Genomic DNA, 26,071 nt, shown 5'->3' with positions numbered 1-26,071 from the left:
CGTTCCTCTCGGGCTCTCGGGGGCTGCCGCTAGAACTTTCCCGCGGCCGGACGCTGCAGCAAGTTCACGGCCGCGGCGGCCGCCAGCAAGGCAGGCGAGACCCAGAAGCCGGCGGAGATGTTCCCGGTGGCGTCGGAGATCGCCCCCGCCAGCAGCGGGGAGACGGCCTGCCCGAACGCGAACGAGACGGTCAGCAACGCGATCGCCGCGGTCCACGACGAGACGGGCAGCTGCCGCTGCGCCACGATCGTGATCGCGGTCGGACCCGCCAGGAAGCTGCCCCCGAAAAGGACCGCGGAGACGAACATCGCCGCCGGGCTCGCCGGGAAGACCAGGACCGGCAGCGTGCCCAGCATGGTGATCGCGAAGACCATCGACGGCCCCCGGGACTCCCGCACGACTCCCAGCACCTTGCCCCACAGCAGGGTCGCCACGGCCGACACGAGCCCCAGCACCGACCAGAACCAGATCACCTGGCCGCTGCTGCGCCCCTGCTCCTGCAGCAGCGCGATGATGAACGTCATGTAGCCGACGTAGCCGGCCCCGAACAGGCCGTACCCGACGAACGTGGGCGCGATCCGGCGGAATTCCCGGCCGCGCAGCAAGGCGATGCGGCTGCCCGCCGGCTCCGGCACGCTGCGCGCCGCCCACCAGGCCGCCGGCAGGCACACCGCGCCGAGGACGCCGAGGACGATCCACCCTTCCGGCCACTGCTGCACGCCGCTGCTCAGAACGATCGGAATGCCCACGCCGGACACGAGAATGCCGATGCCGACGCCCGCGACGTAAAGGCCGACCAGCGTGCCGCGCCGGCGCGGGTTCCGCGCCGGGCAGATCGCGGAAGCCAATCCGGCGCCCAGGATGAAGGTGAGCGCCGTCGAAGCGCCGCCGACAGTCCGCAACGCGATGAGGGCGGCCACGTCGGTGGTGGTCGCGGTGACCAGCAGAATCACGACGCTGACGGAGAAACCCGCGAGAAACGTCCGCGCCATTCCCCAGCGGTAAGCCAGCCAGGCGGCGATCAGCGCGCCCACCACGTACCCCGCGCCGTTCGCGGTGTTCATCGCGCCGGCTTCGACGTACGTCCATCCCAGGTCCGCGCGCATCGGCGGCAGCAGCAGGCCGTAGGAAAACCGGGAGAGCCCCAACGCGACCGCCGCGCCCCCGGACAATCCGAGGGCCGTGCCGACCTCCCGCCACCTCTGCCCGCGACTGTCGTCGGCTTTCAGGGGGGATTCTGCTGTCACTGGCCATTACCTCAAGACGCGGTCGTGAAGGAACACCGACAAGCTTGATCAGCAAGCCCGACGAACATACCGCTCGCCGGCGGGAACCGCGAGACGCCCTCTCGGAGCCGGGCCTGCCCGCGGCCCGGTTCCGAGAGTCCGCCCGGCGGCCGGCTCCCGTTACGGGGCGGCCCTTTCCACGGTGGCGAGAGGCTGGGACTGGTTGACGACGAAGAAGCACAGCACCTTCAGCGGCTCGGGGCCGGGCACCCGGGCGTAGTGCACCGCGTCGGCGGGAACCGTGTAGGAACTCCCGACCACGTGGTGCTGGTCGGGCTGGCCTTCGACGCACAGGTAGAACTCGCCGCCGATCACGTAGCCGGTTTCGATGCCGGGATGCGTGTGCGGCGACGCGCTCGTTCCGGCCGGGACCTCGATGACGCTCGTGTTGAGGACGTATCCGTCGGGAAATTCGGTTTTCTGCAGCAGCGTCCGTTTGATCCCGCCCTGGACGTGCACGGGGTCGGCCGGCGTCCCGACGGACGCTCCGGCGGACGTTTCGACATCGGTCATGCTTCTGCTCCTTCTGGGGCGGTTGCGTGCGTTCTCTTGCCGGCTACTGGGTTTTGACGCCAATGGCCGCCAAAGCCGTGCGCGGGACTTCCGCGAGGTAGCGCTCGTGTTCGCGGCGGACCGAAACCGGCCCGAGCGTTTCCTCGACGAGCGGTTCGAGGCTCTTCTGGATCTCGTGCGGCGAGCCGGGGATTTTGCAGAGGTCGTAGGCGCTGTACAAATGCATGAGCGCGTTGGCTTTCGCCTCTTCGGCGGTCTGGCCCTCCAGGATAAGCGGGTCATTTATACCATGTATTCGCGGTTCGCCAAAGCCCGCGTCGGCAAAGAGGCCGCGAATCTCCTCGCGAGTGAGGTGTTTGTGCGGATGGCCGGTGCGCGAATACGGATGCACGACGTCGTCGAAAAATCGCGCGGCGCCTTCGCCGGCCTCGAATGCGTGCAGCACCAGCGGGGATCCGGGCTTGAGCGTGCGGAAGGCTTCCGCGACGGCCAGCTGCCGGGTCTGCGGGCTCAAAAGCTGGGTGCCGTAGCCGATGAGGACGCCGTCCAATGCGTTGTCGCGGAACAGGCTTCTCGCCGCGGACTGGCGGATGTAGGGCAGGCCGTGCGCGCGGCAAGAGCTGATCATCAGGTTTGAGATATCAGCTGTGAGCACAGTAGGAGCGTCGTTTCCGAGGGTCGCGGCCAGCCGCGCGACGGTGCCGCTGCCGCCCAGGACGTCCAGCACCCGAAGAGACGACCGGGGAATTCCGGGGGAAGCGGGGGAGAACAGTTCCAGAAGGCTCGTCATGCCGGTTCGCCGGCTGTTCGAGGTGTTCTGCGTCCGGCTCCACGCCTGCCCGCGGCCGCCGGTGTCCTGGCCCTCGAATTCCCAGGACAACGTGTTCAGTTCCTTGAGGTAGGCCTCGATCGCCCCGGTCTCGATGCGTTCCGGGTCGAGCAGTTCGCGGAGGCCGGGGTGTTTTTCGCTGATCTCCTCCAGATACTGCGGAAAGGTGAGGTCGGCTACGTAGGTGTCGCTGGTCATCGCACTGCCTCCGAACGAATTTCAGGCGGAGCCGTCGAGCGCGCAGTGGCCACTGCGGCGATAGTGTCCACTGCGGCGATATCGGCGAAAATCCCGAGCACGATCTTTTCGGCGTCGGCGGTCTGCCTCGACGCGATTCCCGGGCGCGGCAAGGCGTGGGTGTAGAAGTGCGGCCCTTCGACCACGAAGCCGACGGCCCACAACCTCGGCTGAACGCGGCCGTCGGCCCTCTTCGCGCGCAGGTTCTCGTCGATGTCGATCCCGGACGGGTGGTACTCCCCGTTGCGGAACGGCCGCACCAGGCCGCGCCGGAGGAGGTTCGCGGACAGGGGAGAAGAGTCGGTGCGGGGCGAGTACTTGTCGAGCCGCGCGGAAACGACCACGTCGACGGGGACGGCGACCGGCCGGTCGGGGTAGGCCAGCGAGATCCGGTAACGGGGCTCGTCGCCGGGCGTTTCGATCCGGCTGGCCGCGCCGCCGGCGACCTCGATGATCCCGGCTTCGAACAGGGCCAGCCATTCTTCGTTGCGGCGCAGGGGAGGACCGAAGGCGACCCGGTTCACGATCGGGTCGAACTGCTCGACGAAATAGCGGTGCGACGCCGGGGTCAACCCGCCGTATTCCACCGCCGCGCGGAACGCCTCGCGGGCGTCCCGCAGGACGTCGGTCGCGGCCTTGATGCCGCTGGTGCAGTTGCCCCGGTACGCTTCGGCGAGGTCCTCTTCCATGGACGCCAGGAACCAGCGGCGGAACTCTTCGGGCGAGGCGAAGCGCCGGTCTTCCAGCGGCCACAGGACCTGCCGGATCAGCCGGAGTTCCTCCGGTGCCGGAGTGAAGCCGTGCGCGTCGACGTGCTCGCCGCTTTCCGCGATCCGATAGGCATAGGCCATTTCGGTGAGGAGCAGCGGCAGGAGATCGGCCTGGAAATCGATCCGCGGATCGCCCAGCGTCCTGGCGCGCGCCCGGAGCCGGGCCACGGCCTGCGGGGTGAAGAACTGGCAGACGTGGCGTCCGGTCTGGCCTTTCTGGTTGACGCCGCGGGCCGCGAAAGGCAGCGCCTGCCGAGAGCAGAGCCACAGCCGCGGCTCGCGTCCGGAAGGTTCGTACGCCAGCTTGCCGTTCTCGGTCCGGTACCGCCCGCCGCGGCCCAGGGTGAACGCGGAAACCACGTCGTGCGCGGTAAGGCCGAGGCCCTGGATCGCCACCCGCGCGGTGCGGTCGATCGCGTCCAGCTTGCGGACGGGGTAGGGAGACGCGAAGTAGGCGAGGTGCGGGTTCGCGGTCCCGTTTTCCCGCGCGAAGCCGGCCAGCCGCCGGTCCTCCTCGGTCTGCGTGCGGTAGCCGTGCCCCATGGCGAGCACGGAATAGCGCGCGAAGACTGTCTGCCCATTGTCGAGATCGATCGCGTACACGTCGTTCTCGAACCGCACGTCAATGGCCCGGGCGCGGATGTGCTGGACCCGGATGTCGGGAGACAGCGCGGAGACGACCTCGCGGCCGAAGGCGGCCAGGTATTGGCCGAGCACGACGCGCGGAAGGTGGCTTCGCCCGGCGGCTGCGGGGTCGTCGCCTTGGTGGCGAGCGGCCCAGTCGAGCACCGACGGCGTGCTGTCGTCCCCGACGGAACTCCGCGGCGGGCGCACCGTGACCTGGGACGCGAGGGTGTTGATCAGAAGATGGCCGGGCTGGTCCGTGGGATGGCTTCCCTCGCCGAGGTTGCCGGGATCGATCACCAGCACCTCGAGACTCGCGTCGGCGGGCAGCCGTTCCCGGTGCTCCGCGAGCCGCTCGAGGACGGTCAGCGCCCGCGGGCCGCCGCCGATGATGGCGAGCCGGAAGCTAGACATTGGCCGCGCCCGCCCGCGAAGCGCCGAAAGCCAGCTCGGCGACCGGCGCGGAATGCACCATCGCGATGTCCGGACTGGCCGGAGAGGGCGGAAACGCGGTCAGGACCAGCGGATCGTGCCCCGGGATGACGCGGTCGAGAGCACTGGTCCGGGCCGCGATGCGCGAATAACCGTCGAGATACTCCCCGAGGTCGGCGAAGCTCGGGTAGGGAATGTTCCGCCGGAAGTTTTCGTAGTAGTGCACCGCGTCGCTGGCGAGGAGGAGCTCCCCGCGTGCCGTGGCGACGGTGACGAACTGCAGGCCTCTGGTGTGGCCGCCGCACAGGTGCACGGAAATGCCCGGCGCGATCTCCTTCTCGCCGTCGGCGAAGTGCAGGCGGCCCTCGTACAGGCTTTGCACCGCGGCGCCCACGTCGGCGGGCTCGTAGTTCTTCCGCAACAGCTGATGCCGCATGTCCGGACCGGTGCAGAATTGCATCTCAGCGGTCTGCAGGTGAATGCGCGCGCCCGGAAAAGCGGAGATGTTTCCGGCGTGGTCGTAATGCAGATGCGTCACGATCACGTCGCTGACGTCCTCGGGAGCCACGCCGAGCCGCGCCAGGAGATCGACCGGATGCGTGTGGTAGTGCCGTCGGCGCCGCACCGCGGTTTCCGGCGTGAAACCGGTGTCGACCAGCACCGTGCGCCCGTTTCCGCGGATGAGCCAGACGAAGAAGTCGAGCGGCATTTCCGACCCGTGGAGCGGATCCTCGCCGAGGAAGTTGTCGGCGCTGCTGCGGCCGTAGTGCGAGGCGTAGCGAAGGGCGAATACCTCGTAAGCGGGCGAACCGGAAACGCCCGGGGTCATCGCGGGACCGTCCGGAAAGAAAGCGCGGCGGGCATGGTGGAAGCTGGCGCCATACCTGGGGAGACCATGGTTGGAGAACGTAGCCGACAGCAATCGCCGTCGGCAATAGGCGGCGTTTACACACCACGCGTCACTCCGTCGAGTTCTGGTCAGACTTGTGGCAGGGCAACGAAAAAGCCCAGCCAATGGCTGGGCTTCTCCGCCGGGCACGACGATTCCGCGGCGCATTATCGCGGCCGGTATTCCGGCGGCTCGAAGGCTCGCCCGGTGAATGGGACTTCGGGTTCGAGGCGCATTATGTGTCGACCCCGTTTTGCGCCGTCGCAGGTGGCCGCGGCGGCGCGGCCTCGTCGGCGAGCTGCCCGGCTCCCCGGTGGCCTCGGCCCGGCCGGGCGGTGAAAAACAATCCTTTCCGGATCGGCGGACACCTTTTTTCCGTGCCGCGAAACAAGAATCTCAAAGAGAATGGTTGCGCCCCGATGTGCCAGCCTTTACGCTGAAAGCGTGCACATCGTCCGCCGGAAACCCGCACCGCCGCCCGGCCGGTGAACCTTCAGCGCACGGAAGCGTCGCTGTCCGGGTTGCGATTCGGCTGCCGCAGTTCCCTGGCGAGGTTTTTCCACCGTTCGGCGCACACCAAGGCGAGTTCGGCGAAGTTGTCGCGGCGGTACTCGGGGAGACCCTGAATGAGATGGTGCCGCTGATCGTCGTCGATGTCGCAGATGCTGAGCCATTGCAGCAAAGTGCGCGCGACGGCGTTGAACCGCAGCGAAGGATCCTTGCGCAGGCCCTGCAAATCCGGTACGGCCGCGTCCTGCCGGGGCGGCTCCGGAGGCAGCCGGGCTTTCGCGTACTTGAGCGGCACGGGATCGTCGCCGCGGCGCAGCCGGTCCCGCACGTCGCGGGCCGTCCCGGTCGAGATCCCCGCCTTGCTCGCGATCTCGCGCAACGGGGCGTCCGGCCGTTCGGCGATGATCCTGGCGGCGGCCCGCCGTCCCTCGGCGGTGGTCAGCGGCCGGATCCTGCCGTCCTTGCCCATCCGGGCGTGCGACTGCGAGGAATTGCCAGTTGCCCGGCTGCGGATCGCCGCGACCGTGGGCGCGCTCAACCCGGTCACCTCGGCCACGGCCCGGTCCGACCACGCCGCCCCCGACTTCAGGATCCGCACCGCCGCGGCCTCGCGATCCGCTCGGCTCAGCGGAAGGCCGTGTCGCACATTCGACTGCACGGACCGCACGAACGCTTCGAAATCCGTGCCGTCAAAGTAAGTCACTGAGATTTCCGTATCGCCGCGGCGGCGGGCCGCGAGGACTCGATGCACTCCGTCGATCACCCGCATCGTGGCCCGGTGCACCAGAACGGGCGGCAGGCGCGCACCGGTCCCGGCGAGCACTTCGACGTGCTTCGGATCCTCTCCCTCCAGCCGCGGCGAGCCGGCAAGTTTCAACGCATCAAGCGACACTGAATCTGACACCGTTTCCCCCAGCCCAGATGCCCGAGTCGTCCACCTCAGACCGAGTTACCACTGTGGCAGACGAGTTCGCCGGTTGGCAATCGTTCATCGACGCCGTCCGGGGGATCATCTGATCGGACGCCCGCGAACCCCACATCTGCCTCTTGCGGCGACGGTGCGCGTTCGGCATCGAATGCGAATTCCGGCAAATGCGGTACTTTTCGCGCCGACGGCGGCAACGGTCCTGGCAAACGGGACGAACGCCCGCCGCGCTTCGGTTACACCGAGCAGCGGGGCGCCGGCCGGTGCTTTCCCCGCGGCTCAGCCGGGGCCATTCTTCGCGTCCGGCCAGTCCGGTCGTCGCACAGAGTCACCTCGGCGGTTTCGGTGGCCGGGATGGTCCGGGGTTTCCGGACGTCGCCTCGAACTGTGCGCAAAAGCGTTGGCAGGCCACGATTTCACCGCGCGGGCAGTGTTGTCGTCAGCCGTCTCCGCCGGCGGCCGGTGTTTCCGGCTCGCGGAGGTGCCCGAGGTCCCGGGAAACAGCTTGGGTGGTGGTCAGGAGTTCGGGCAGCAGCCGGCGCAGTTCGTCGATGTCCGCCTGCGTTTTGATCGAGGTGATGCTGATCGCACCCGCGACTTCGCCGGTGTAGTCCCACACCGGGGCCGCGATGCAATTCGAGATGGCTTCGTATTCGCCGTCGTCGTAAGCCCACCCCTGCCGCCGGACCTCCGCGAGGCGTTCTTCCAATGCCTCGCGGGTGGTGAGGGTGTTGCCGGTGAAGCTCTCGAAAGTCGCGTGGTCGAGGATCGCGGCCGCTTCCTGCCGCGGCAAATGGGCGAGAATCGCCTTGCTGACGCCCGCGGTGTGCACCACGACGTATCCGCCGATGCGCGTGTCGAGGTGAATCGAACCGACGGGCTCGATCTTGTCCACGTACACGATGCGGTCGCGCTGCCGGACCGCGAACTGCACCGTCTGCCCGACGCGTTCGCTGAGATCGACGATGTGCCGGTGCACCAGCGTGCGGAGGTCGAACTGCGCCAGCGCGGACTCGGACAGCGCCGCCAGCCGGAACCCGACGCCGTACCGGCCGCGTTCGTCCTTGCGGACGAAACCAGCGCCTTCGAGGGTCTGGAGCAGCCGCAGCGCGGTGGTGCGGTGGACTCCGCACATCTCGCTGATCTCCGCCAGGGTGCGCGGCCTGACGCTGCAGAACTCGAGGATGTCGATCGCGCGCTGGACAGTCTGGGCCATGCTGGGCTGGTGCTCCTCCGCCGGTGCGGCATTTCCGCCGCGAGTGCGCTGACCGCACAATGCTACGAGAGCGCGGGGGAGGGGAGCACGCCGACGTGCAGCAGCACGTTCCCGAACCGGCGCCGGTCGCCGGTGACGACCGCCAGCACCAGGTCGTCGCTGCCGGCCAGCGCGCAGAACTCCTCCCGGGACACCAGCGTGCGCGGCACCCCGGGGGAGAACAGCGCCGCGGTCTGGTCCTGGACTTCGCTGGGAAGGCTGTCCGGGCTCGGCCGCATCTGGGGTGATGCGCTCGATGTGGACGGTGCCGCGCACGACGGCGGTCACCTCGGGCACCGTCGGCGTGCCGGCGGTGAGATTGAGGAACACCGTCCGGGCCCGGGGCCCGGCGCGGTTGGCCGCCCAGTGCCCGTCGGCGACGAGCACGGTGGAGCCGTGCCCGGCGCGGGCCAGCGCGGACAGCACTTCGGGGTGGGTGATGGTGTTCGCGATCATCGCTGGACTCTCCCTGCTCAGCGGAAGTACTGGCCGCCGTTGACGTCGGTGACCGTGCCGGTGACGTAGCCGGCGTAGCCGGACGCCAGCCACAGAGCCGCTCCGGCGACGTCCTCGGGCGTGCCGGCGCGGCCGAGCGGGATGCCCGCGACAGTGCGCGCTTTGGATTCGGCAGTGGTGAAGGTGTCGTGGAAAGGCGTGGCTTCGATGAAACCGGGCGCCAGGCTGTTGACGGTGATGCCGTCCGGGGCGAGTTCGGTCGCCAGGGCACGGGTGAAGCCGAACAGCGCGGCCTTGGCGGTGGCGTAAGCCAAGGCGCCGGGATGCCCGCCGGTGTGGCCGGCCAGCGAGGCGATATTGACGATGCGGCTGTGCGAGCCGCGGCGCAGCAGGGGCAGAGCGGCCTGGCTGAAGAGAAAGGTGCTGTCGAGGTTGACCCGGAGGATCGACTGCCACAGTTCGATCGTCAACTGGTCGAGCGTGGCCCGTTGCACGAGCCCGCCGACATTGTTGACCAGCACGTCCAGTCCGCCCAGTTCGCGCTCGACGGACGCGATCGCGGCGGAGACCTGGTCCGGGTCGGTGGCGTCGACCGCCAGGGCCAGCGGTTCCTGGCTGGTGCTGTCCTCGAGGAATCCGGGGTCGGGTTCGTGTGTGCGGTAGGTGATCGCGATCCGCGCTCCCTCTTGCGCGAAGAGCCGCGCGATCGCTTTCCCGATGCCGATCCCGCCACCGGTGACCAACGCGGTTTTCCCGGCGAGCAGCTGATTCATGGTTCTCCTTGGGGTGGTGCGGATGTTCGTCAGGCGGCTGCGTTGCCCTCGGGGCGACGGTTGGCGTAGCGGTAGGTGGCTGCGGCGGTGACGACGAGGCAGGCGGCCAGGAAGGTCAGCCCGAGCCGATCGCTTCCGGTCGCCGATTTGATGACGCCGACCGCGTACGGCGCGACGAAACCGCCGATGTTGCCCAGCGAGTTGACCAGGCCGAGGCTCGCGGCTGCCGCGGCGCCGGAGAACAGGGCGGCGGGGATGGAGAGGAACGGCGCGATGGCGGAGAAGATCCCGATCGCGGCGACCGAGAGGAAGATCAGCGCCAGCGTCGCGCTGACCGGCAGGAGGTAGCCCGCCGCCACGAGCCCGACGGCGGCCACGACCATGCTGACGCTGGCGTGCAGGGCGCGCCGCCCGGTGCGGTCGGCCCGGCGGCTCCACCAGTAGACACACGGAACCGCCGCCGCGTACGGGACCATCACCAGCCAGCCCAGCGTGCCGTTGCCGAACTGGCCGAGGCTTTTGACGATGGCGGGCAGCCACAGGCCGAGGCCGTAGATTCCGCACACCATGCCGAAGTTCAGCAGGCCGTAAGCCCACGCGTTCGGCGATTTCAGCCCGGCCAGGAAGGGCCGGCGCGAGGGCGACGCCTTGGCGGCGAGTTCGGCGTTCATCGTCCGCGTCAGCCAGGCGCGCTGCTCGGTGCTCAGCCAGGCGGCGTCCTCCGGCCGGTCGGTCAGCCAGAACAACGTCAGCACGCCCAGCACGATCGCCGGAAGACCCTCGACGACGAAGACCCATTGCCAGCCGTGCAGGTCCCAGAGGCCGTCGAGGTTCAGGATCGCGCCGGACAACGGCGCGCCCACCGCGTTGGCCACCGGCTGCGCCAGCACGAAGATGCCGAGCACCGCCGCCCGCTGCGCGGTGGGGAACCACAAGGTGAAGTAGAAGACCACGGCGGGGAAGAACCCCGCCTCCGCCGCGCCCAGCAGGAACCGCAGCACCAGGAACGACGTTTCGCCGGAGACCAGCGCCATCGCGGTCGCCAGCGCGCCCCACGTGACGAGGATCCGCGAGATCCACCGGCGCGCCCCGAACCGGTACATCGCCGCGTTGCTGGGAATTTCCAGCAGGACGTAGCCGAGGAAGAAGATGCCCGCGCCGAGCCCGTAGGCGGCGTCCTGGATGCCGAGGTCGTGCGCGAGCCCGGTCTTGGCGAACCCGACGTTGTTCCGGTCCAGGTAAGCGACGAGATACAGCACCAGGATCAGCGGCAGGATCCGCCACCGCACGCGGCGCAGCGTCGTTTCGGCTATTCCCGGTGCGATGCCCGGCTTCGCGGCCGGGAACGTCCTGTCCATCGCGATCCTCCTTGACCACGGTCGCGCCCCCGATTTCGGGCGGGCGCTTGTCAGCGGTGGAATGTAGTGCATGGTGCACTAGTTGTGCAAATAGTGCACAGCTTGGCGATGGCTGCGGTTCGGGCGGGAGAACCTCGCGACCCGGCTGCGGGGCGTCGGGTTCGCCAGTGAGCGGATCGCCGGGCTGTGTGCCCCGGCGGCGGAAACTGTTGTGCGGCAAGCGGACTAGGCGGCTCTGGGTGACCGTTCGCGGCCAGGCCGCTGTGGCCGGCGGGCTAGGCCCAGTCGCTGCAGTGCCGGACGGCGTTGGTGCTGACGTGCCGCAGGCACACCCGCACCAGCGCGCGTTGCGTGCGTTCGAAACCGCTCGCGACCGCGCCGACGGCGCCCGGACCGCACGCTTGGCCAATGGGCGAGGTCGCGCCGTCGTACCAGGCGTCGGCGATCGCGCAGAAGCCCACTGCGCCTTGGTTGCGCACTGAGCCGGTGATCCGTCCGCGGTACGGCCCGGTGCTCGGCCCGGTCCACTCGATGGTCGCGGAGAGCACGCCGCGGTGCGGGCCGGTGTCCGAGGTTTCCGCGCCCGCGGTGCGGGACCAGGTGCTTTCCGGCAGGCGGGTGGCCGGATAGCCGGTGGGTGCCGGGGTCGCGGTGCCGGGCGCTGCCGGGTCGGACCCGAACAGCCGCGGGACCACCGACAGCGCGAACGTCAGGGCGGCGCCCGCGGCGACGGCGGCAGCCATGCGCCAGCACGCCCACCGCCGCCGGCGCCCGGTGCCCGCCGCGCGTGCCTGGTCCGCCTGGTCCCAGAGTTCGGCGAGACGGCGCGGGTCGCTGCCGCACGCCTCCGCGATCGCCCGCACGGCCTCCTTGGGCGGCAAGGCTTTCCCGTTGACGTACCGCTCCAGCGACGACCTGCTGTACGGCGTGCGGGACTGCAGTTCGGCGTAGCTCAGCCCGGCGGCCTGCTTGACCCGGCGCAATTCCGCCGCCAGACGCTCGAACGTGGGCGATCGTTTCGCCCCGGCCGCGGCGCGCCTTCGCCGCGGTTTTCCCGGTGCGCCGGAATCGGTTTCCCTCATATCTCTGATGTCCCCCTCGAAGCGCACGGCTTCCCGGTTCATCTCAGCACGTCCCGTGGGACGCGGGAACCCTTGCCGCGCAGCCCGGACGCGAGAAAGGTCGGCCAGCGAGGGGATTTTTCCGTTCCGCAGAAACGGCTCGGGTGCGGCCCGGGCAGAACTCGCACCGTTTTCTGAAGCAATTTCGTAGGGAGAGGAAGTTATCGACTATGACCGTGACGTCACGCATTCTCGTGGCGCTAGCTGGCGCGGCTCTGGCCAGCGCGCTCGCGGCGGGCTCCGCCGAAGCCGGAACCGCGCCGAGCCCGCCCCGGCCCGTCCAGAGCTGGGACGGCGGCGCCGTGCAGCTGTTCCCGGACACCGCCGCAGATTGGGCGTGCGACAAGGGCTACCTGTGCCTCTACGAGCACGCGGGCGGCAGGGGACGGCACCTCCAGTTCAAGGACCGCAAGGTCGTGCAGAACCTGACCTCCTACGGATTCAATGACCAGATGTCGTCGTGGCGGAACAGAACCGCGCACGACGCCTTCTGGTACTACGACATCAATGGCAAGGGGACCACCAGGCGAATGCCGGCCGGAGCGTCCCAGGCCTCGCTCGGCGCCGACAACGACAAGGCCAGCTCGATCTACATCACCTGAGCGGACCCCAGCTGCGATCCGGTCGGCTCCTTCGCCCTCGGGTGACGGAGCCGACCGGTTCCATCCCCGCCGCCGCTTGCTCGGCATCGCCGCTCCCTGCGCGAGCCTGCGGGGTCGCGCGTCCCCGGATCGACGCGGCTCAGTGGACGTATTACCTGGCGGGCTCGGTTCTCAGCCGTGGACAATCGCTGCCGGAGCACCCGCTGTTCGCTCGGCGAGGGATGGCGGCAGAATCCCGGACGGCAGAGCGGCGGCACGTACGCCCTGCTCGCGAATTCCGTCACCGCCGCCGCGGAACCCAAAGAATGGGACCACGTCAGCCCCGTCGACTACGAGACCGGATCCACCCCGGCGGGCTGGCACTGAGACGATCGTCTCAAGTGGACACTCAGGCGCGGCGCACACACTGACCACGGCGGCATCGACCGGCCGGGCCGCTGCGCCGTTCGGACGCGGGATTGCGCCAAACGGGAACCTACCTTCGTCGGTGTCGCCCCAGCCCGGGACTGTTCGAGAATCACAAACCTGAGGTTGATCACGTTCGGATTCAACGACGAGACGGCCAGGACGACAGCCCCCGGCCCCCACGCCCAGGAAGGAAACCCCTCCGCACCTGACCCAGGCACCGAATCCACGCCCTTTCTCTCCCGTTCCGCGCAGGAGGAAACACATGCGATCGACACGTTTCAGGCTGAGCGTCCTCGCCGTAGGCTCGCTGGGCACGCTGGCCCTCGCCATGACCGCGGTGCCCGCCGAGGCCGCGACCCCCGCCGCGGTCATGCACAGTCTCGGCTCCGCCACCGGCGGGCACTACCTCGACGACAGCGGCGCCCCGGTCGTCACGGTGCTGAACGACGCCGACGCGGCCAAGGTGCGCGCTTCCGGCCTGAAAGCGAAGGTGGTGCGGTACAGCCTGGGCCAGCTCAGCGCGGTGAAACAGCGCCTGGACACCACCGGCGGCGTGCCCAGCGCCGGCTGGGGCCTCGACCTCGCCCGCAACCAGGTCGTCGTCGACGTCTACGACGCCACCCCCAAGGCGCAGCAGGCGATGCTGCTCGAGACTGCCCGCCAGTACGGCGACCTGGTCCGCGTCGAACACCATCCCGGCGCGATGTCGTTGTTCATCAAGGGCGGCGACCAGATCAGCAACGGCCAAGCGTCCTGCTCCAACGGGTTCAACGTGGAGAAGGACGGCAAGAAGCTGCTCCTTTCCGCAGGCCACTGTGAAAAACTCGGCGGCGGCGGCCCGTGGAACGGCGGCAACACCGTCGACGCGGTGTTCCCCGAGGAGGACAACATGCTCGTGGAGAACGCTTCGGGCGAGGGACCGAGCGAGATCAACGACGGCACCAAGATCACCGAATTCGCCGACGCGACGGTGGGGGAGCAGATCAAGCGGTCCGGGATCACCTCGGGCGTGACGTCGGGCGAGGTGACCAAGGTCGACTACACCTTCGAAGCGGAGGGCTACACGGTCTACCACGAGTTCTGCACGACGGCGCACTCCGACCACGGCGACTCCGGCGGCCCGGCCTACGACGGAGGCAAGGGCCTCGGCACCCTCTCCGGCGGAGACACCCAGACGTCGTGCTTCTTCCCGGCCACGCTGTCGGCCAAGAGGTACGGGGTGACGCTGCCCAATTCCTGATCCGCCGGCGCCGTCGGGAGGAGTTCCTCCCGACGGCGCAAGCCTATGCGGGTACTGCCGACGACGCCTCCTCCGCCGCAGCGCGTTCGTCGTAGTTCGGGCGGCGCAGCAGCAACAACATGCAGCCCAACGTGAGCAGGACCTGGAAAATGGCGTACGCGAGCACCGCGGCGATCGAACCGGACACGTTCAGCAGGTACTGCCCGACGACCGGCGTCGTGCCGCCGAGCAGGGTGCCGCACAGCTGGTAGCTCAGCGAGATGCCGGTGTAGCGCACGTGTGCGGGGAAGCGGCTGGCGAGCATGCCCGCCAGCGCCGCGTAGTACAGGCAGTGCGGGATCGTCGCGATCGCCACGCCGGCCATCGCCAGGCCGTAGTTCTTGGTGCCGATCAGCAGGAACATCAGCGGCAGCAGCACGATCTCGGGCACCAGCATCACCGTCACCGCGCGGGACCAGCTGCGCATCTTCGTGGCGAGCACCGCGCCGAACGGCTGTACGACGATCTGCGTGACGTTGGCGACCAGGATGATCGTCAGGAACTCGCTCTTGTCGTACCCGAGGTGGCTGGTGGCCCAGGAGAGCGCGAACGTCGATTTGAAGTAGGTCGCGGACAGCCCGATCGTGCAAGCCCCGATGCCCAGCGCCACCAGCGTCGGATGCGACCGGACCACTTCCCAGAACGGCATCTTGGCGACCTTCTTGCGCTCGATCAGCGCGGCCATGGCAGGCGATTCGGTGACGCGCAGCCGGATGAACAGGCCGACGAGCACGAGCGCGGCGGACACCAGGAACGGGATCCGCCAGCCCCATTCGAGGAACGCCTGCTTCGGCAGCTGGCTGATCGCCAGGAAGCTGACGGTGCTGAGAGTGTTGCCGACCGGCGAGCCCTGCTGGGCGAACGCGCCGTACAGCACGGACTTTCCCTTGGGCGCGTGCTCGGAGGCGATGAGCACCGAGCCGCCCCATTCGCCGCCGAGTCCGATGCCCTGCACCATCCGGATGGTCACCAGCAGGATCGGCGCCCAGACGCCGATCTGCGCGTAGCCGGGCAGCACCCCGATCAGGGTCGTCGACACGCCCATCATCAGCAGGGTGATCACGAGGGTTTTCTTGCGCCCCAGCCGGTCTCCGATGTGCCCGAAGACGACGCCGCCGATCGGCCGCGCGAGGAATCCGACCCAGAAGGTCGCGAACGCGACGAGCGTGCCGAGCGCCCCGGTCAGCTCCGGGAAGAAGACCTTGTCGAAGACGAGCGCCGAAGCGGTGCCGTAGATGTAGAAGTCGAACCACTCGATGGTCGAGCCGACGAAGGCGCCGATCCCGGCGCGGTTGGCCGTCCGCTTCTGTTCGCTCGCGCCCATGCAGTCTCCCTTGAATGCCTCGGCACCGGCCGACGCCCGCGTCCCGATGTGCTGGCGGTAACCGTGCCAGCCGCGTCCAGACGTGTCCAATATGGACTCAAGGGGCGAGTGAGACGCTCGGCGTATCAATCGCCGGAGTGGGCAGCGCTTCCTCCGCGATGGCGAGGACGGTCCGCAGCGCCGCGGAAGAGTTGTGGGCCCGCCAGGCGAGCGCGGCGTGCAGGCGGAGCGGAGTGCCCGCCAGCGGCCGGTAGACCGTGCCGCTCTGCTGGATGTGCTGGCACGAGGTCAGCGTCAGCGTCACGCCGACGCCGGCCGCGACCAAGGCGAGGATCGTGTAGGAATCCGGTGCCTCCTGCGCCACTCGCGGCGTGAATCCGGCCGCCTCGCACGCCTTCACCAGCGCGTCGCGCAGCGTGGAGCCCGCGTTGGACGGGAAGCTCACGAACGGTTCGCCGGCGAGGTCTTCGAGCGCGACGCACTCGCGCCCGGCGAGCGGGTGGTCCGCGGGGAGGGCGCAGATCAGCTCCTCGACCTGGATCACCCGCGTCTGCACGCCGGGAGCCGGCGCGTCGGGCCGGTCGCCCGGCAGCCGGACGAATCCCAGGTCCAGCGACCCGTCGGCGACTTTCTCCAGCGCGACGTTCGCGTAGGTCTGGCCGCGCATGACGAGTTCGAGGCCGGGATGCGCGGCCCGGACCGCACGGGTCAGCCGGGGGAGCGCTTCGTGGCTGGACGCGCCGGCGAAGCCGACGGTGACCCGTCCGTACTCGCCGCGTCCGGCCGCCTTGGCCGCGCGGACCGCGATGCCGACGTCCTCGAGGGCGGTCCGGGCGGGTTCGAGGAACGCTTCGCCGGCGTTCGTCAGCCGCACCGACCGGGTGTTGCGGTCGAAGAGCCGGACGCCGAGTTCCTTCTCCAGCTGCCGGATCTGCTGGCTCAGCGGAGGCTGCGCCATCCGCAGCCGCTTGGCCGCCCGGCCGAAGTGGAGTTCCTCGGCGACCGCGACGAACGCGGAGAGATAGCGCAGTTCCACGGCCTGCCTCCAATAATACGAACCAGCTCTCGATCCGACACCGATTCAGTATTAGACAGCTATCAATGCCGCCTGGCAACGTGACGGGCACCCGAAGCGCAGCCCGAGGAGCCCCGATGCAGAACCCGGTCGGCAAGACCATGACGATGCGGGACGCGATCGCCGCTTTCGTCGCCGACGGCGCGACCGTGGCGCTGGAGGGCTTCACGCACCTCATCCCGACCGCCGCCGGGCACGAGATCATCCGGCAGGGCCGCACGGACCTGACGATCGCCCGGATGACCGCCGACGTCGTCACGGACCAGCTCATCGCCGGCGGCTGCGTGCGACGGCTGGTGTCGTCGTTCGTCGGCAATTCCACCGCGGGCTCGCTCGGCGAGCTTCGCCGCCGGGTGGAGGCCGGGCAGCTGGAATTCGAGGAGTACAGCCACTACGGGATGATCTGCCGCTACCTGGCCGGCGCGCAGCGGCTGCCGTTCTACCCGCTGCGGTCCTACGGCGGCAGCGACCTGCCCGCGGTCAATCCGGCGATCCGCAAGGTCGCCTCGCCCTACCCCGGTCCGGACGGCGGCGTCGAGCGGATTTACGTTGTCCCGCCGCTGAATCCGGACGTCACGATCGTCCACGCGCAGCGCGCGGACCGGGCGGGCAACACCCAGATCTGGGGACTGACCGGGATCCAGGCGGAAGCGGTCTACGCCGCGAAGACCGCGATCGTGGTCGTCGAGGAAATAGTGCCGGACGAAGTCGTTCGCTCCGACCCCAACCGCACTGTCATTCCGGCGCACGCGGTGGACGCGGTGGTCGAGTGCCCGGGCGGCGCGCATCCGGCGTTCGCGCAGGGCTACTACGACCGGGACGGCGCCTTCTACCGCGACTGGTCGCGGATCAGCAAGGACCCGGACCGGCTGCGGCGCTGGCTGGACGAATGGGTCCGCGGAACCGGCGACCACGCCGGGTACCTCGCGAAGCTCGGCGGCGAACGCTGGGCGAGCCTGGCCGTGGGCGAGGCGTGGAGCGAACCGGTCAACTACGGACGCCGGCTGTGACCGGCGGGAACACGAGGTCTGTCGCGATGGACGTCACGTCGTCGGAGTTGCTGGCCGCGGTCGCGTCTCGGGAGCTGGCGGGCAAGAACACGGTTTTCGCGGGCATCGGGCTGCCGACGCTGGCGGTGGCGCTGGCGCAGCGCACCGTCGCGCCGGGCATCGAGATCGTCTACGAGTCCGGAGTCTGCGGCGCGCATCCGGAGCGGCTGCCGGAGACGATCGCGGACGCGGTCCTGATCACCGGATCCGAGGCGGTGCTGCCGATGCCGGCGCTGTTCGGCAGCGTGCTGCAGGGCGGCCGCATCGACGTCGGCTTCCTCGGCGCGGCGCAGCTCGACCGGGAGGGCAACCTCAACTCGTCGGTGATCGGCGACTGGCACGCGCCGTCGGTGCGGCTGCCCGGCTCGGGCGGGGCGATGGAGGTCATGGCGAATTCCCGCGAGGTGTTCGTGGTGATGCGCCGCCACGACCCGCGTTCCCTGGTGTCGGAACTGGACTTCTGCACCTCGCCGGGCCCGGACCGCGCACTGCGCGACGGCATCCGCCCGCTGGGCGCGGGCGTCACCCGGGTGATCACCGACCTCGGCATCCTGGCGCGCGAAGGAGCCGGCGAGGAATTGCGCCTGGTGGCCACGCATCCCGGCGTGAGCGCGGACCAGGTCCGAGCGGCCACCGGCTGGGATCTGCGGGTGGCCGACGAACTCGCCACTGTCGAGCCGCCCGGGGAGGCGGAACTCGGCCTTCTTCGGGAGGAGATCGATCCTGAGCGGATCTACCTTCGCTGATCGAGGAAACTGTCATCCGAGACCCCGCTTTGAATCTTTCGCGGCGAGGTGGGCGAGCACGAGGCCGAATGAGGCGACAATGAGATAGTTCAGGGCGGGCTGGAGTCCGTTCCACTTGCTGGACTGCCACATTTGAAACCATTCCCCGCCGATTGCCAGGAAGCCGACCCCGAACAGGATCAATTGCATCACCCAGCCCAGGCTGGACAGCTGTTTCGCGGTCGACAGCGGGCGACCGGCCAGGTGAGCCCGCATCCAGGCGATGAACCCGGCGATGAGCGCGAGCGCGGTGAGCAGCTCCCAGGCGATGACGGCGACGTAAGCGGCGTCGGCAAGCCCGGGGCTGGTGATGGCGCGCCACATCATGTTCGGTGACTGGAAAGTGGTGTCCATGGCCAGGACGTGCCGGACGAAATCTCGATTCGTGTCGAAATCCGTGATGTTGCCGATGACGACCAGGGTCATTTGCAGGGCTGTCATTCCGGTGAGAACTGTTGCCGCGACAGCAAGAGTGCCGATTCTGCTGAAAACTCGCATACGTGGATCCTATCCTCTTCGGCGTGGGGTTTTCCGGAGTCGGACGCCGTGCCGGTGCGTGCTCCGTTTTCGTGCTTCAGGCTGAACGTCGAAGTCCCGCAAGGGCGAACTCGAATACGCGTTCCCGCTGGGCTTCATCGACGTATTCGACCGCCGTGATCCCGGAAATCATGCGCAGGACGTCGTCGATCGACGAATCCGGGCGCGCGGCTCCGGATTCTTGCGCCCGCGCCAGCAGCGGCCCGCCCGCCTCGCGCATCGCCCGGCGGCAGGCCTGGAAGCCGTCGGTGGTGCGGTTGAGGGATTCGGCGAAGGCCGGCTTCGTTCCGATGCAGGAGACGAAATGCCGGAGCCACGCCGCGAACGCGTCCCACGGTTCCAGGTCCGCGACGTCGCCCGCGGCGCGGCACAGCGCCTCGACCGCCTGGCGGTTGACCTCCTCGACCAGGTCCTCGCGGGTGGGGAAGTTCCGGTAGAGCGTCGCGATGCTCACCCCGGCCCGGCGCGCGACGTCCTCCAGCGAGGTCTGCGCCCGCTGCTCCTCGAAGGCCTCCCGGGCCGCGGCGACCAGCGCGTCGAAGTTGCGCCGGGCATCGGCGCGCTTGGGCCGCCTGCTCGGCAGTTCCGGTTCCATCCCCGTCTCCCGCGTTCGACAACCGTAGGAACCCTGCGGTTAAAGCGTAGGGGTACTTTCACTTTTTATCGTACGTGCTTCGGGCACGGGAGGGCGGAAAGCATGTCCGCGGAAAAGATCGCGCTGGTCACCGGGGCGAACAAGGGGGTCGGCCTCGCGACGGCACGCCAGCTGGCCGAGCGAGGCCTGACGGTGCTGCTCGGCGCCCGCGACGCCGAGAAGGGGGCGAGTGCGGCGAAGGAACTGGCCGAGGACGGCGGGTCCGTGCGGCCGGTGCGGATCGACATCGCCGACGCGGCGTCGGTGCGCGAGGCGGCCGCTTTGGCGGAGCGGGATTACGGGCGGCTCGACGTGCTGGTCGACAACGCGGGAATGCTGATCCGGAAACCGGCGGTGGAGGTCACGGCCGAGGACATGCGCCCGGAGTTCGAGACGAACGTCTTCGGGCTGGTGCGGGTGATCCACGTGATGCTGCCGCTGCCGCGGCGTTCGCGTTCGGCCCGGATCGTGAACGTCGCGAGCGATTCGGCGATGTTCGCCAAGACCACCGAACCGGGCTCGATGTTCGCGCGGTCGCACGAGTCCTTTGTGTACTCCGCGACGAAAGCCGCGGTGAACATGCTCACGGTCAAGTACGCCAACGCTTTCCTCGACGATCCGGAACTCGCGCACCTCAAGGTCAACGCGGTGACGCCCGGCTATGTGGCGACGGACCTCAACAACTTCAACGGCGTCCGCACCACCGAGGAAGGCGCCCGGGCGTCGGTGCACTGGGCGACCGTGGGGGACGACGCCGAAACAGGAGGCTTCTTCAGCGACGAAGGCCCGATGCCGTGGTGAACCCAGCCTGACGGCCGGGCGGTGAACGACGGAATCTCCGCCGTCGAGCAAGGCTCGCACCCGGCGCGGCGAAGCCCGGATCGCACGAACCGGCTCCAGGCCCCAGCGAGTTGGCTCGCGTCGAAATGCGGCCGTCGACGATGCGGCGGGGGAGGGCGCTGCAGGACCTCGCTGGCCGACCGGTGTGGTGTCAGAGTGCCGGTTCACGTCCGCCAGATCGCCTGCGCTGGAGAGCCCCCGAAGACGGTCGAACTGTGGGAAGACGTCGTGATGCCCGCGTTGAACGGCTGGCTGCCTGTTCAGCGGTCCCTCGATGCCGCCAGGCCCGGTGACGCCACCCGCCGCGGCTCCTTGATCAGGATCTGCGAAAGACAACGGAGCCCGTTGCCCGCCGCCCCCGGCGCACCGGCCAGAATCACTGGGCCGAACGAGCGGCGCGGCAAGCCGGGAAACGTCCGATTCGGCGGTTGTGCCGGTCTCGGGTGGGGCAAGGGGCGGGGCTTGTGCGCCCAGCCTGGTGGGGCTAGCCCTACTCCGGGTGGTTCGGTGCGGACAACGGGTCACCTCGCGGTGCAGACTTGTCGCAGATCCGATCGACAGGACCGGCGGGAACGGGAAGAGGACGAGGCCATGCGAGGGCTGGTGAAGTGGGCGGCGGACGCCGGGACGGGGTTCTGGCGGGCAGCGGCGCTGACCGCGGTCAGCATGGCCGTCCCGGCGGTGTGGGCCGCCGCGGTGTGGCTCATGATCGCGTGGGGCAGCCCGTGGGCGGCGACCGTGCCCGCGCTGTGGGCGGCGGTGGCCACGTTCCTGCTCGCCCGGCCGATCTGCTGGACCTTCCGGTTCTTCCGGCGGAGCTGGACCGGCGTGGTCGTGCCCGGCGGGTACCGGGAACCGGTGCCCGCGGTGCAGATGTCCACCGGGTACTGGTGGAACGGGTCGTCGTACGCGAAGAGCCGCCGCGAGGCCGAAAAGGACCAGCGGCTGCGGATGTTCTGGAGCGACCCCGCCACGTGGCGCGATCTGCGGTTCGTCGGGATCGCGCCGTTCACGGCCGGGATCGCGGCGGCCGTCCCGCTCGCCGGGGTCGCCTGCCTGGTCTGGGGGATCCTCGACCCGGGCCTGGTCAGCCTCCTGGTCGCGGCGGCAGGCCTGGTCGCGGCGGTGGGCGCCGCGCCCTACGCCTGGCGGGTCATCGAGCCCGTGACCGACCGGTTCCTGCGCGGCTCGTCCGCGATGCTCCTGGCCGACCGGGTGGACGAGCTGACCGCCCAGCGCGCGGACACCACGGTCGCGCAGGCCGCGGAGATCAGCCGGATCGAGCGGGACCTGCACGACGGCGCGCAGGCGCGGCTGGTGGGGCTCGGGCTTTCGCTGGCCACCGCGGAGAAACTCATGGAGACCGACCCGGACGGCGCACGGTCGCTGCTGCGGGACGCGCGGGCCGGCGCGGCCGCCTCGCTGTCCGAACTCCGCGAACTCGTCCGCGGCATCCGGCCCGCGGTGCTGAACGAACGAGGACTGACCGACGCGGTGCGCGCCTTCGCGCTGGACAGCCCGCTCGAAACGACAGTCAGCACGGATGTGAAGCTGACCCTGGACGCGCCCATCGAGTCCGCGCTGTACTTCGGCGTCGCCGAGCTGCTCACCAACGCGGCCAAGCACGCGAACGCGACGAAGGCGACCGTCCTCATCGCCCGGGACTCCGCCGGCATCGCCATCGAGGTGGAGGACGACGGCAAGGGCGGGGCGAACGAACAGAACGGCGGGGGGCTCGCCGGACTGCGGCGGCGCCTGGCGGTGTTCGATGGCGACCTGAAGATCACCAGCCCCGTGGGCGGACCGACCCGAGTGAGGATGAGCGTGCCGTGCGAGTAGTCGTTGCCGAGGACCTGTATCTGCTGAGGGACGGGATGGTCCGCCTGCTCGAGGCGTACGGCCACACGGTGGTCGGCACGGCCTCCACCGGCCCGGAGACCCTGGAAGCCCTGCGGACCCTGAAGCCGGACGTGTCCATCCTCGACGTCCGGATGCCGCCGACCCAGTCCGACGAGGGGCTGCGCGCCGCGCTGGCCGCCCGCAGCGAGATGCCGGGCCTCCCGGTGCTGATCCTCTCCCAGCACGTCGAACAGCTCTACGCCCGCGAACTGCTGGCCGACGGCACCGGCGGCGTCGGATACTTCCTGAAGGAAAGCGTGTTCGACGCCGACCAGTTCATGGACGCGCTTGAGCGCGTGGCGGGCGGCGGCACCGCGATGGACCCGGTGGTGATCAGCAAACTGCTCGCCAGCGGCAGTTCGAACCGCCGGCTGGAAGCGCTGACCGAACGCGAGCACTCGGTGCTCGGCCTGATGGCCGAAGGGCTGTCCAATCAGGCGATCGCCAAGCGGCTCTTCCTCGGCGACAGCGCGATCAGCAAGTACACCACCTCCCTGTTCAGCAAGCTCGGCATCACCGACGACGACAGCAGCAACCGCCGCGTGCTGGCGGTCCTCGCCTACCTCAACAGAGCCAACTAGCCAGTCCGGCGGGCCAGCGGCGCCGGTCCTGACGGATCTCCGGCGCCCGGGCTTCGGCATGCCCTCGGTCGCCTACGCAGCGAACAGGATCGACCACTCTCAGTTCACCTGAAAGGAGGCAGCATGATCGCGACGTTGACCGACCGGTACGTGGCCGCCGCTTTGCGGCACGTTTCGGGCCGGGCGCGGCCGCGGCTCGAACGGGAACTGCGCGCCGTGATCACCAGCGAAATCGACGAACGCGTCGCACTGGGCGAATCGGCCCGCGAGGCCGAGTACGCCACGCTCGGCGACCTCGGCGACCCCCGCCTGCTGGCCACGCACTACGCCGACCGCGCCACGGTGCTGATCGGCCCGGAGACCTATCCCGACTACGCACGGGCGCTGCGCTGGGCGCTGGCGGTGTCCCCGCCGGTCGCCTACGCCGCCGCCGCGTTCGACCGCCGGGCGCGCGGGGCTTCCGCGGCGCTCGTCGAGCCGCTGCGGCTCGCGCTGACCATGCCCGCTTGCCTCGCGGTGGCGGTGACCGCCTGGTTCGCCCTGGTCGACCGCGTCCGCGCGGACCGGCCGGACGGCTGCTGGACGCCCGACGCGCTGCTGCCCGCCCCCGCCCGCCCCCGAACCGGCCATCGGCAGCTGATTTTCCTCCACGGAAAGGAATTCCAGTGAACACCAGCCAGACGAGCACGGTGCAGTCCGTCTCGAGCAAGCACGAGTCCAAGAACATCCGCCGCGAGATGCTGCTCAACCTCGGCATCAACGTGGCGGCCCCGATGGCGCTGTTCTACGGTCTGCGCGGCGCGGGGCTCAACCAGTGGGTCGCGCTCGCCATCGGCATGGCGCCCGCCCTGCTCCGCGCGGTGTACACGGTCGTCAAGCAACGCAAGATCGACTTCACCGCGCTGTTTTCGCTGAGCGTCATGCTGTTCAGCATCGTCATCTCCTTCGTCACCGGGAGCCCGCGGCTGCTGCTGGCCAAGGACGGCCTGCTGACGGTGGTGATCGGCGGCTGGATCCTGCTCAGCCTGCTGCGGATGCCGTTCATCTTCCAGCTCACCCGGTCGATGATGTCCGACGAGGCCCGCGAGCGCGCCGACCTCAAATGGGCCAAATCGCCGACCTACCGGCACGTCATCCGGGTCATCACCGCGATCTGGGGCGTGGTGCTCGTGCTCGACGCCGGCGTGCGGGTGCTGCTGGCCTACACCCTGCCGATCGACAGCGTGCCGCTGATCAGCGGCCTGCAGTTCATCGGCGTGTACATCGTGATCGAGGTCGCCACGCGGATCTACTCTCGCCGCAAGGGTTTCGCCGAAGCGGTCGAGGCCGAAGCGGGCGTCCCGTACATGTGAGCGGAGTCCCCGGCTCTTCCTGATCCGGTCCCCACCGCTGTTCCAGGAATCTCGCAGAGGGGCACATCCATGGGCAAGCACATCGCTTTCGTCAGCATCCCGGCGCAGGGCCACGTGAATCCCGCGCTGCCGCTGGTGTCCGAGCTGGTCGCGCGCGGGCACCGGGTCAGCTACGCGACCGCGCCGGCCCGGCTCGACCAGGTCGCCGCGGCGGGCGCGGAGCCGGTGCCGGCTCCGTTCCGGCTGCCGCTGCCGCCCGGGGACGGCAAACTGCTCGACGCCCGCACCGTCGGCCTGCGGTTCGAGGAGTTCTACGCATCGGTCGTCGAGGTCTTCCCCCGGCTGGTGGAGCATTTCGCCGCGGACCGGCCCGACCTGTTCTGCGTCGACGCGATGACGCCGGTCGGCCGGATGGTCGCGCAGAAACTCGGCGTCCCGCTGGCCGCCATGCATCCCACCCACGCCAGCAACAAGGAATTCTCGCTCCGTGCCACCGTGATGGGCATCGAGGGAGCGCTTTCGGACCCGGCTTCGGTCGAGGTGGTCGTCCGCGCCGTGCAGGAGGTGGGCCGCAAGGTCCGCGCTTTCGCCGAGGAAAACGGGGTCGACCCCGATTACGACATGTTCGACTATCCGGCCGACCACAACCTCGTTTTCATCCCCAGGGAATTCCAGATCAAGGGGGAGACTTTCGACGACCGGTTCCGTTTCCCGGGGCCGACGATCGTCGAACGGCCCGATGCCGGGCATTGGCAGCCCGCCGGGAAACCGCTGCTGTACATCTCGCTCGGGACTTTGTTCAACGACAACCTGAAGTTCTACCGCAGCTGCCTGGACGCTTTCGGCGGCACGGAATGGCAGGTGGCGATGTCGGTGGGCGCGGAGGTCGACCTCGCGGCGCTGGGCCCGGTGCCGGGCAACATCGACGTGCGGCCGCATTTCCCGCAGCTCGAAGTGCTGCGCGAGGCCTCGGCATTCGTCTCGCACTGCGGCATGAACTCGACGATGGAGGCGCTGTTCTTCGGGGTGCCGCTGGTCGGGGTGCCGCAGCAGGCCGAGCAGCTGATCAACGCCGAACGCGCCGCGGAGCTGGGCTTCGGCACGGTCCTCGCGCCGGAGGAGCTGACCGCGGCGCGGCTGCGGGAGAGCGTGGAAGCGGTCGCCGCCGACGAGCGGATCCGCGCGAACCTCGACGAAATCAGTGCCAAGCTGCGGAAACGCCGGGGCGCGGTGCTGGCGGCGGACGCGCTGCTGGCGCAACTGGACCGAGCGGCGGCGGACGCGCTGCCGGACTGAACGCACGAAAGCGCGGCGACCCGGTCCCGGCCGGGTCGCCGCGCTCTCGTGCTTGCCTCACGCCTTGTCGGCGCCCGCAGCCGCCTCGACGGTCTCGCCTTCGATCACCTCGTCTTCCGACGCCTGCTTCGGCACGGCGGGCACGGACAGGCCGGGCACGGTCAGGTCCGGGACCTTCTTGACCGCGGCGAGCGCCGCTTCGATCGCCTCGGCGAGCGTCGGCGAAACGGTCTCGTCGAAATCGACCTTGGTGACCTGAATGTCCGCGTTGGTCGGGAGCGAGTCGGTGCCGAAGGTCGCGTCGCCGAACCCCAGCTCCTTCAGCGTGACCGACTCTTCTTCGGTGATCTCGCGGCTGAGGACGAGGGAAAACTTGTGCCCCACGTAACGTCACCTCTCAACGTTGCCAAGCATTGTGAACGGTAGGCGGGC

General features: G+C 69.3%; 26 protein-coding genes and 1 pseudogene. 11 read left to right on the top strand and 16 right to left on the bottom strand.

Going from position 1 to position 26,071, the window contains the following annotated elements; genetic code table 11:
* Positions 1 to 29: 29 nt before the first annotated feature.
* From F9C11_RS30670 to F9C11_RS30620, 11 genes and pseudogenes are all read right to left on the bottom strand, one after another.
* Positions 30 to 1,247, bottom strand: a complete 1,218-nt coding sequence (locus F9C11_RS30670; RefSeq protein WP_409180832.1) for a YbfB/YjiJ family MFS transporter — start codon at positions 1,245 to 1,247, stop codon at positions 30 to 32.
* Positions 1,248 to 1,406: 159 nt separating this feature from the next.
* Entirely contained in the window at positions 1,407 to 1,799 is a 393-nt protein-coding gene (locus tag F9C11_RS30665) for a cupin domain-containing protein (protein ID WP_409180831.1), read from the bottom strand.
* Positions 1,800 to 1,842: 43 nt separating this feature from the next.
* The gene (locus tag F9C11_RS30660; RefSeq protein ID WP_409180830.1) at positions 1,843 to 2,826 is read right to left on the bottom strand and encodes a class I SAM-dependent methyltransferase; all 984 of its coding nucleotides are present in this window, start codon (positions 2,824 to 2,826) and stop codon (positions 1,843 to 1,845) included.
* Positions 2,823 to 4,673 (bottom strand): FAD/NAD(P)-binding protein, encoded by a 1,851-nt coding sequence (locus F9C11_RS30655; protein ID WP_409180829.1) that lies wholly within the window; start codon positions 4,671 to 4,673, stop codon positions 2,823 to 2,825. Before F9C11_RS30655 ends, F9C11_RS30660 begins: the two co-directional genes overlap by 4 nt.
* On the bottom strand, positions 4,666 to 5,520 hold the full coding sequence (locus F9C11_RS30650) for an N-acyl homoserine lactonase family protein (protein ID WP_409180828.1): 855 nt from the start codon (positions 5,518 to 5,520) through the stop codon (positions 4,666 to 4,668). The genes F9C11_RS30655 and F9C11_RS30650 overlap by 8 nt, the downstream gene beginning before the upstream one ends.
* Before the next feature lie 553 nt (positions 5,521 to 6,073).
* Positions 6,074 to 6,967, bottom strand: coding sequence for a streptomycin biosynthesis protein (locus F9C11_RS30645; RefSeq protein ID WP_409180827.1), 894 nt, complete (start codon positions 6,965 to 6,967; stop codon positions 6,074 to 6,076).
* A 487-nt stretch (positions 6,968 to 7,454) separates the two neighbouring features.
* Positions 7,455 to 8,231, bottom strand: coding sequence for an IclR family transcriptional regulator (locus F9C11_RS30640; RefSeq protein WP_409180826.1), 777 nt, complete (start codon positions 8,229 to 8,231; stop codon positions 7,455 to 7,457).
* 62 nt (positions 8,232 to 8,293) lie between these two features.
* Positions 8,294 to 8,726, bottom strand: a pseudogene (locus F9C11_RS30635) (RbsD/FucU domain-containing protein).
* 17 nt (positions 8,727 to 8,743) lie between these two features.
* The gene (locus tag F9C11_RS30630; protein WP_409180825.1) at positions 8,744 to 9,499 is read right to left on the bottom strand and encodes an SDR family NAD(P)-dependent oxidoreductase; all 756 of its coding nucleotides are present in this window, start codon (positions 9,497 to 9,499) and stop codon (positions 8,744 to 8,746) included.
* Between the two features lie 29 nt (positions 9,500 to 9,528).
* Entirely contained in the window at positions 9,529 to 10,857 is a 1,329-nt protein-coding gene (locus tag F9C11_RS30625; RefSeq protein ID WP_409180824.1) for an MFS transporter, read from the bottom strand.
* Positions 10,858 to 11,132: 275 nt separating this feature from the next.
* Positions 11,133 to 11,939, bottom strand: a complete 807-nt coding sequence (locus F9C11_RS30620; RefSeq protein WP_409180823.1) for a helix-turn-helix domain-containing protein — start codon at positions 11,937 to 11,939, stop codon at positions 11,133 to 11,135.
* A gap of 209 nt (positions 11,940 to 12,148) precedes the next feature.
* Here F9C11_RS30620 and F9C11_RS30615 point away from each other — a divergent pair, with 209 nt between their 5' ends.
* From F9C11_RS30615 to F9C11_RS30605, 3 genes are all read left to right on the top strand, one after another.
* The gene (locus F9C11_RS30615; protein WP_409180822.1) at positions 12,149 to 12,580 is read left to right on the top strand and encodes a peptidase inhibitor family I36 protein; all 432 of its coding nucleotides are present in this window, start codon (positions 12,149 to 12,151) and stop codon (positions 12,578 to 12,580) included.
* Positions 12,581 to 12,757: 177 nt separating this feature from the next.
* A complete protein-coding gene (locus tag F9C11_RS30610) occupies positions 12,758 to 12,946 on the top strand; it encodes a hypothetical protein (RefSeq protein ID WP_409180821.1) in 189 nt (62 codons plus the stop codon).
* Between the two features lie 304 nt (positions 12,947 to 13,250).
* The gene (locus tag F9C11_RS30605; RefSeq protein ID WP_409180820.1) at positions 13,251 to 14,228 is read left to right on the top strand and encodes a S1 family peptidase; all 978 of its coding nucleotides are present in this window, start codon (positions 13,251 to 13,253) and stop codon (positions 14,226 to 14,228) included.
* 43 nt (positions 14,229 to 14,271) lie between these two features.
* On the opposite strand, the gene F9C11_RS30600 is transcribed toward F9C11_RS30605, so the two are convergent.
* Both F9C11_RS30600 and F9C11_RS30595 read right to left on the bottom strand, forming a co-directional pair.
* A complete protein-coding gene (locus F9C11_RS30600; RefSeq protein ID WP_409180819.1) occupies positions 14,272 to 15,591 on the bottom strand; it encodes an MFS transporter in 1,320 nt (439 codons plus the stop codon).
* 97 nt (positions 15,592 to 15,688) lie between these two features.
* Positions 15,689 to 16,627: a LysR family transcriptional regulator gene (locus tag F9C11_RS30595; protein WP_409180818.1), complete on the bottom strand. Its 939-nt coding sequence runs from the start codon at positions 16,625 to 16,627 to the stop codon at positions 15,689 to 15,691.
* Between the two features lie 116 nt (positions 16,628 to 16,743).
* On the opposite strand from F9C11_RS30595, the gene F9C11_RS30590 reads away from it, so the two are divergent.
* Both F9C11_RS30590 and F9C11_RS30585 read left to right on the top strand, forming a co-directional pair.
* Complete coding sequence (locus F9C11_RS30590) at positions 16,744 to 17,676, top strand: CoA transferase subunit A (RefSeq protein ID WP_409180817.1); 933 nt, start codon at positions 16,744 to 16,746, stop codon at positions 17,674 to 17,676.
* Positions 17,677 to 17,702: 26 nt separating this feature from the next.
* Complete coding sequence (locus F9C11_RS30585) at positions 17,703 to 18,461, top strand: CoA-transferase subunit beta (protein WP_409180816.1); 759 nt, start codon at positions 17,703 to 17,705, stop codon at positions 18,459 to 18,461.
* Between the two features lie 12 nt (positions 18,462 to 18,473).
* Here F9C11_RS30585 and F9C11_RS30580 read toward each other — a convergent pair whose 3' ends face one another.
* Entirely contained in the window at positions 18,474 to 18,998 is a 525-nt protein-coding gene (locus F9C11_RS30580) for a DUF2165 domain-containing protein (protein WP_409180815.1), read from the bottom strand.
* A 76-nt stretch (positions 18,999 to 19,074) separates the two neighbouring features.
* Entirely contained in the window at positions 19,075 to 19,632 is a 558-nt protein-coding gene (locus F9C11_RS30575; RefSeq protein WP_409180814.1) for a TetR/AcrR family transcriptional regulator, read from the bottom strand.
* A 102-nt stretch (positions 19,633 to 19,734) separates the two neighbouring features.
* Between F9C11_RS30575 and F9C11_RS30570 the strand changes: the two genes are divergently transcribed.
* From F9C11_RS30570 to F9C11_RS30545, 6 genes are all read left to right on the top strand, one after another.
* Positions 19,735 to 20,472, top strand: a complete 738-nt coding sequence (locus tag F9C11_RS30570) for an SDR family NAD(P)-dependent oxidoreductase (RefSeq protein ID WP_409180813.1) — start codon at positions 19,735 to 19,737, stop codon at positions 20,470 to 20,472.
* Positions 20,473 to 21,102: 630 nt separating this feature from the next.
* Positions 21,103 to 22,350 carry a sensor histidine kinase gene (locus F9C11_RS30565; RefSeq protein ID WP_409180812.1) on the top strand — a complete coding sequence of 416 codons (1,248 nt, stop codon included), beginning with the start codon at positions 21,103 to 21,105 and terminating at the stop codon, positions 22,348 to 22,350.
* Positions 22,341 to 22,991 carry a response regulator gene (locus tag F9C11_RS30560; protein ID WP_409180811.1) on the top strand — a complete coding sequence of 217 codons (651 nt, stop codon included), beginning with the start codon at positions 22,341 to 22,343 and terminating at the stop codon, positions 22,989 to 22,991. Before F9C11_RS30565 ends, F9C11_RS30560 begins: the two co-directional genes overlap by 10 nt.
* Before the next feature lie 123 nt (positions 22,992 to 23,114).
* Positions 23,115 to 23,660 carry a hypothetical protein gene (locus F9C11_RS30555; protein ID WP_409180810.1) on the top strand — a complete coding sequence of 182 codons (546 nt, stop codon included), beginning with the start codon at positions 23,115 to 23,117 and terminating at the stop codon, positions 23,658 to 23,660.
* The gene (locus F9C11_RS30550; protein WP_409180809.1) at positions 23,657 to 24,343 is read left to right on the top strand and encodes a VC0807 family protein; all 687 of its coding nucleotides are present in this window, start codon (positions 23,657 to 23,659) and stop codon (positions 24,341 to 24,343) included. Before F9C11_RS30555 ends, F9C11_RS30550 begins: the two co-directional genes overlap by 4 nt.
* 69 nt (positions 24,344 to 24,412) lie before the next feature.
* Entirely contained in the window at positions 24,413 to 25,639 is a 1,227-nt protein-coding gene (locus tag F9C11_RS30545) for a macrolide family glycosyltransferase (protein ID WP_409180808.1), read from the top strand.
* A 57-nt stretch (positions 25,640 to 25,696) separates the two neighbouring features.
* Here F9C11_RS30545 and F9C11_RS30540 read toward each other — a convergent pair whose 3' ends face one another.
* Positions 25,697 to 26,023 (bottom strand): hypothetical protein, encoded by a 327-nt coding sequence (locus tag F9C11_RS30540; protein ID WP_409180807.1) that lies wholly within the window; start codon positions 26,021 to 26,023, stop codon positions 25,697 to 25,699.
* Positions 26,024 to 26,071 lie beyond the last annotated feature (48 nt).

It is taken from the genome of Amycolatopsis sp. VS8301801F10, from assembly GCF_046195355.1.
Lineage (GTDB): Bacteria > Actinomycetota > Actinomycetes > Mycobacteriales > Pseudonocardiaceae > Amycolatopsis.
This window is presented reverse-complemented; position numbering and strand designations above follow the sequence as displayed.

Bases quoted from the DNA above. Each gene is read 5' to 3' on its own strand.
- F9C11_RS30665 (WP_409180831.1), bottom strand. From the start codon at position 1,799: ATGACCGATGTCGAAACGTCCGCCGGAGCGTCCGTCGGGACGCCGGCC.
- F9C11_RS30660 (WP_409180830.1), bottom strand. From the start codon at position 2,826: ATGACCAGCGACACCTACGTAGCCGACCTCACCTTTCCGCAGTATCTG.
- F9C11_RS30655 (WP_409180829.1), bottom strand. From the start codon at position 4,673: ATGTCTAGCTTCCGGCTCGCCATCATCGGCGGCGGCCCGCGGGCGCTG.
- F9C11_RS30650 (WP_409180828.1), bottom strand. From the start codon at position 5,520: ATGACCCCGGGCGTTTCCGGTTCGCCCGCTTACGAGGTATTCGCCCTT.
- F9C11_RS30640 (WP_409180826.1), bottom strand. From the start codon at position 8,231: ATGGCCCAGACTGTCCAGCGCGCGATCGACATCCTCGAGTTCTGCAGC.
- F9C11_RS30630 (WP_409180825.1), bottom strand. From the start codon at position 9,499: ATGAATCAGCTGCTCGCCGGGAAAACCGCGTTGGTCACCGGTGGCGGG.
- F9C11_RS30625 (WP_409180824.1), bottom strand. From the start codon at position 10,857: ATGGACAGGACGTTCCCGGCCGCGAAGCCGGGCATCGCACCGGGAATA.
- F9C11_RS30620 (WP_409180823.1), bottom strand. From the start codon at position 11,939: ATGAGGGAAACCGATTCCGGCGCACCGGGAAAACCGCGGCGAAGGCGC.
- F9C11_RS30615 (WP_409180822.1), top strand. From the start codon at position 12,149: ATGACCGTGACGTCACGCATTCTCGTGGCGCTAGCTGGCGCGGCTCTG.
- F9C11_RS30605 (WP_409180820.1), top strand. From the start codon at position 13,251: ATGCGATCGACACGTTTCAGGCTGAGCGTCCTCGCCGTAGGCTCGCTG.
- F9C11_RS30600 (WP_409180819.1), bottom strand. From the start codon at position 15,591: ATGGGCGCGAGCGAACAGAAGCGGACGGCCAACCGCGCCGGGATCGGC.
- F9C11_RS30590 (WP_409180817.1), top strand. From the start codon at position 16,744: ATGCAGAACCCGGTCGGCAAGACCATGACGATGCGGGACGCGATCGCC.
- F9C11_RS30585 (WP_409180816.1), top strand. From the start codon at position 17,703: ATGGACGTCACGTCGTCGGAGTTGCTGGCCGCGGTCGCGTCTCGGGAG.
- F9C11_RS30580 (WP_409180815.1), bottom strand. From the start codon at position 18,998: ATGCGAGTTTTCAGCAGAATCGGCACTCTTGCTGTCGCGGCAACAGTT.
- F9C11_RS30575 (WP_409180814.1), bottom strand. From the start codon at position 19,632: ATGGAACCGGAACTGCCGAGCAGGCGGCCCAAGCGCGCCGATGCCCGG.
- F9C11_RS30570 (WP_409180813.1), top strand. From the start codon at position 19,735: ATGTCCGCGGAAAAGATCGCGCTGGTCACCGGGGCGAACAAGGGGGTC.
- F9C11_RS30565 (WP_409180812.1), top strand. From the start codon at position 21,103: ATGCGAGGGCTGGTGAAGTGGGCGGCGGACGCCGGGACGGGGTTCTGG.
- F9C11_RS30555 (WP_409180810.1), top strand. From the start codon at position 23,115: ATGATCGCGACGTTGACCGACCGGTACGTGGCCGCCGCTTTGCGGCAC.
- F9C11_RS30545 (WP_409180808.1), top strand. From the start codon at position 24,413: ATGGGCAAGCACATCGCTTTCGTCAGCATCCCGGCGCAGGGCCACGTG.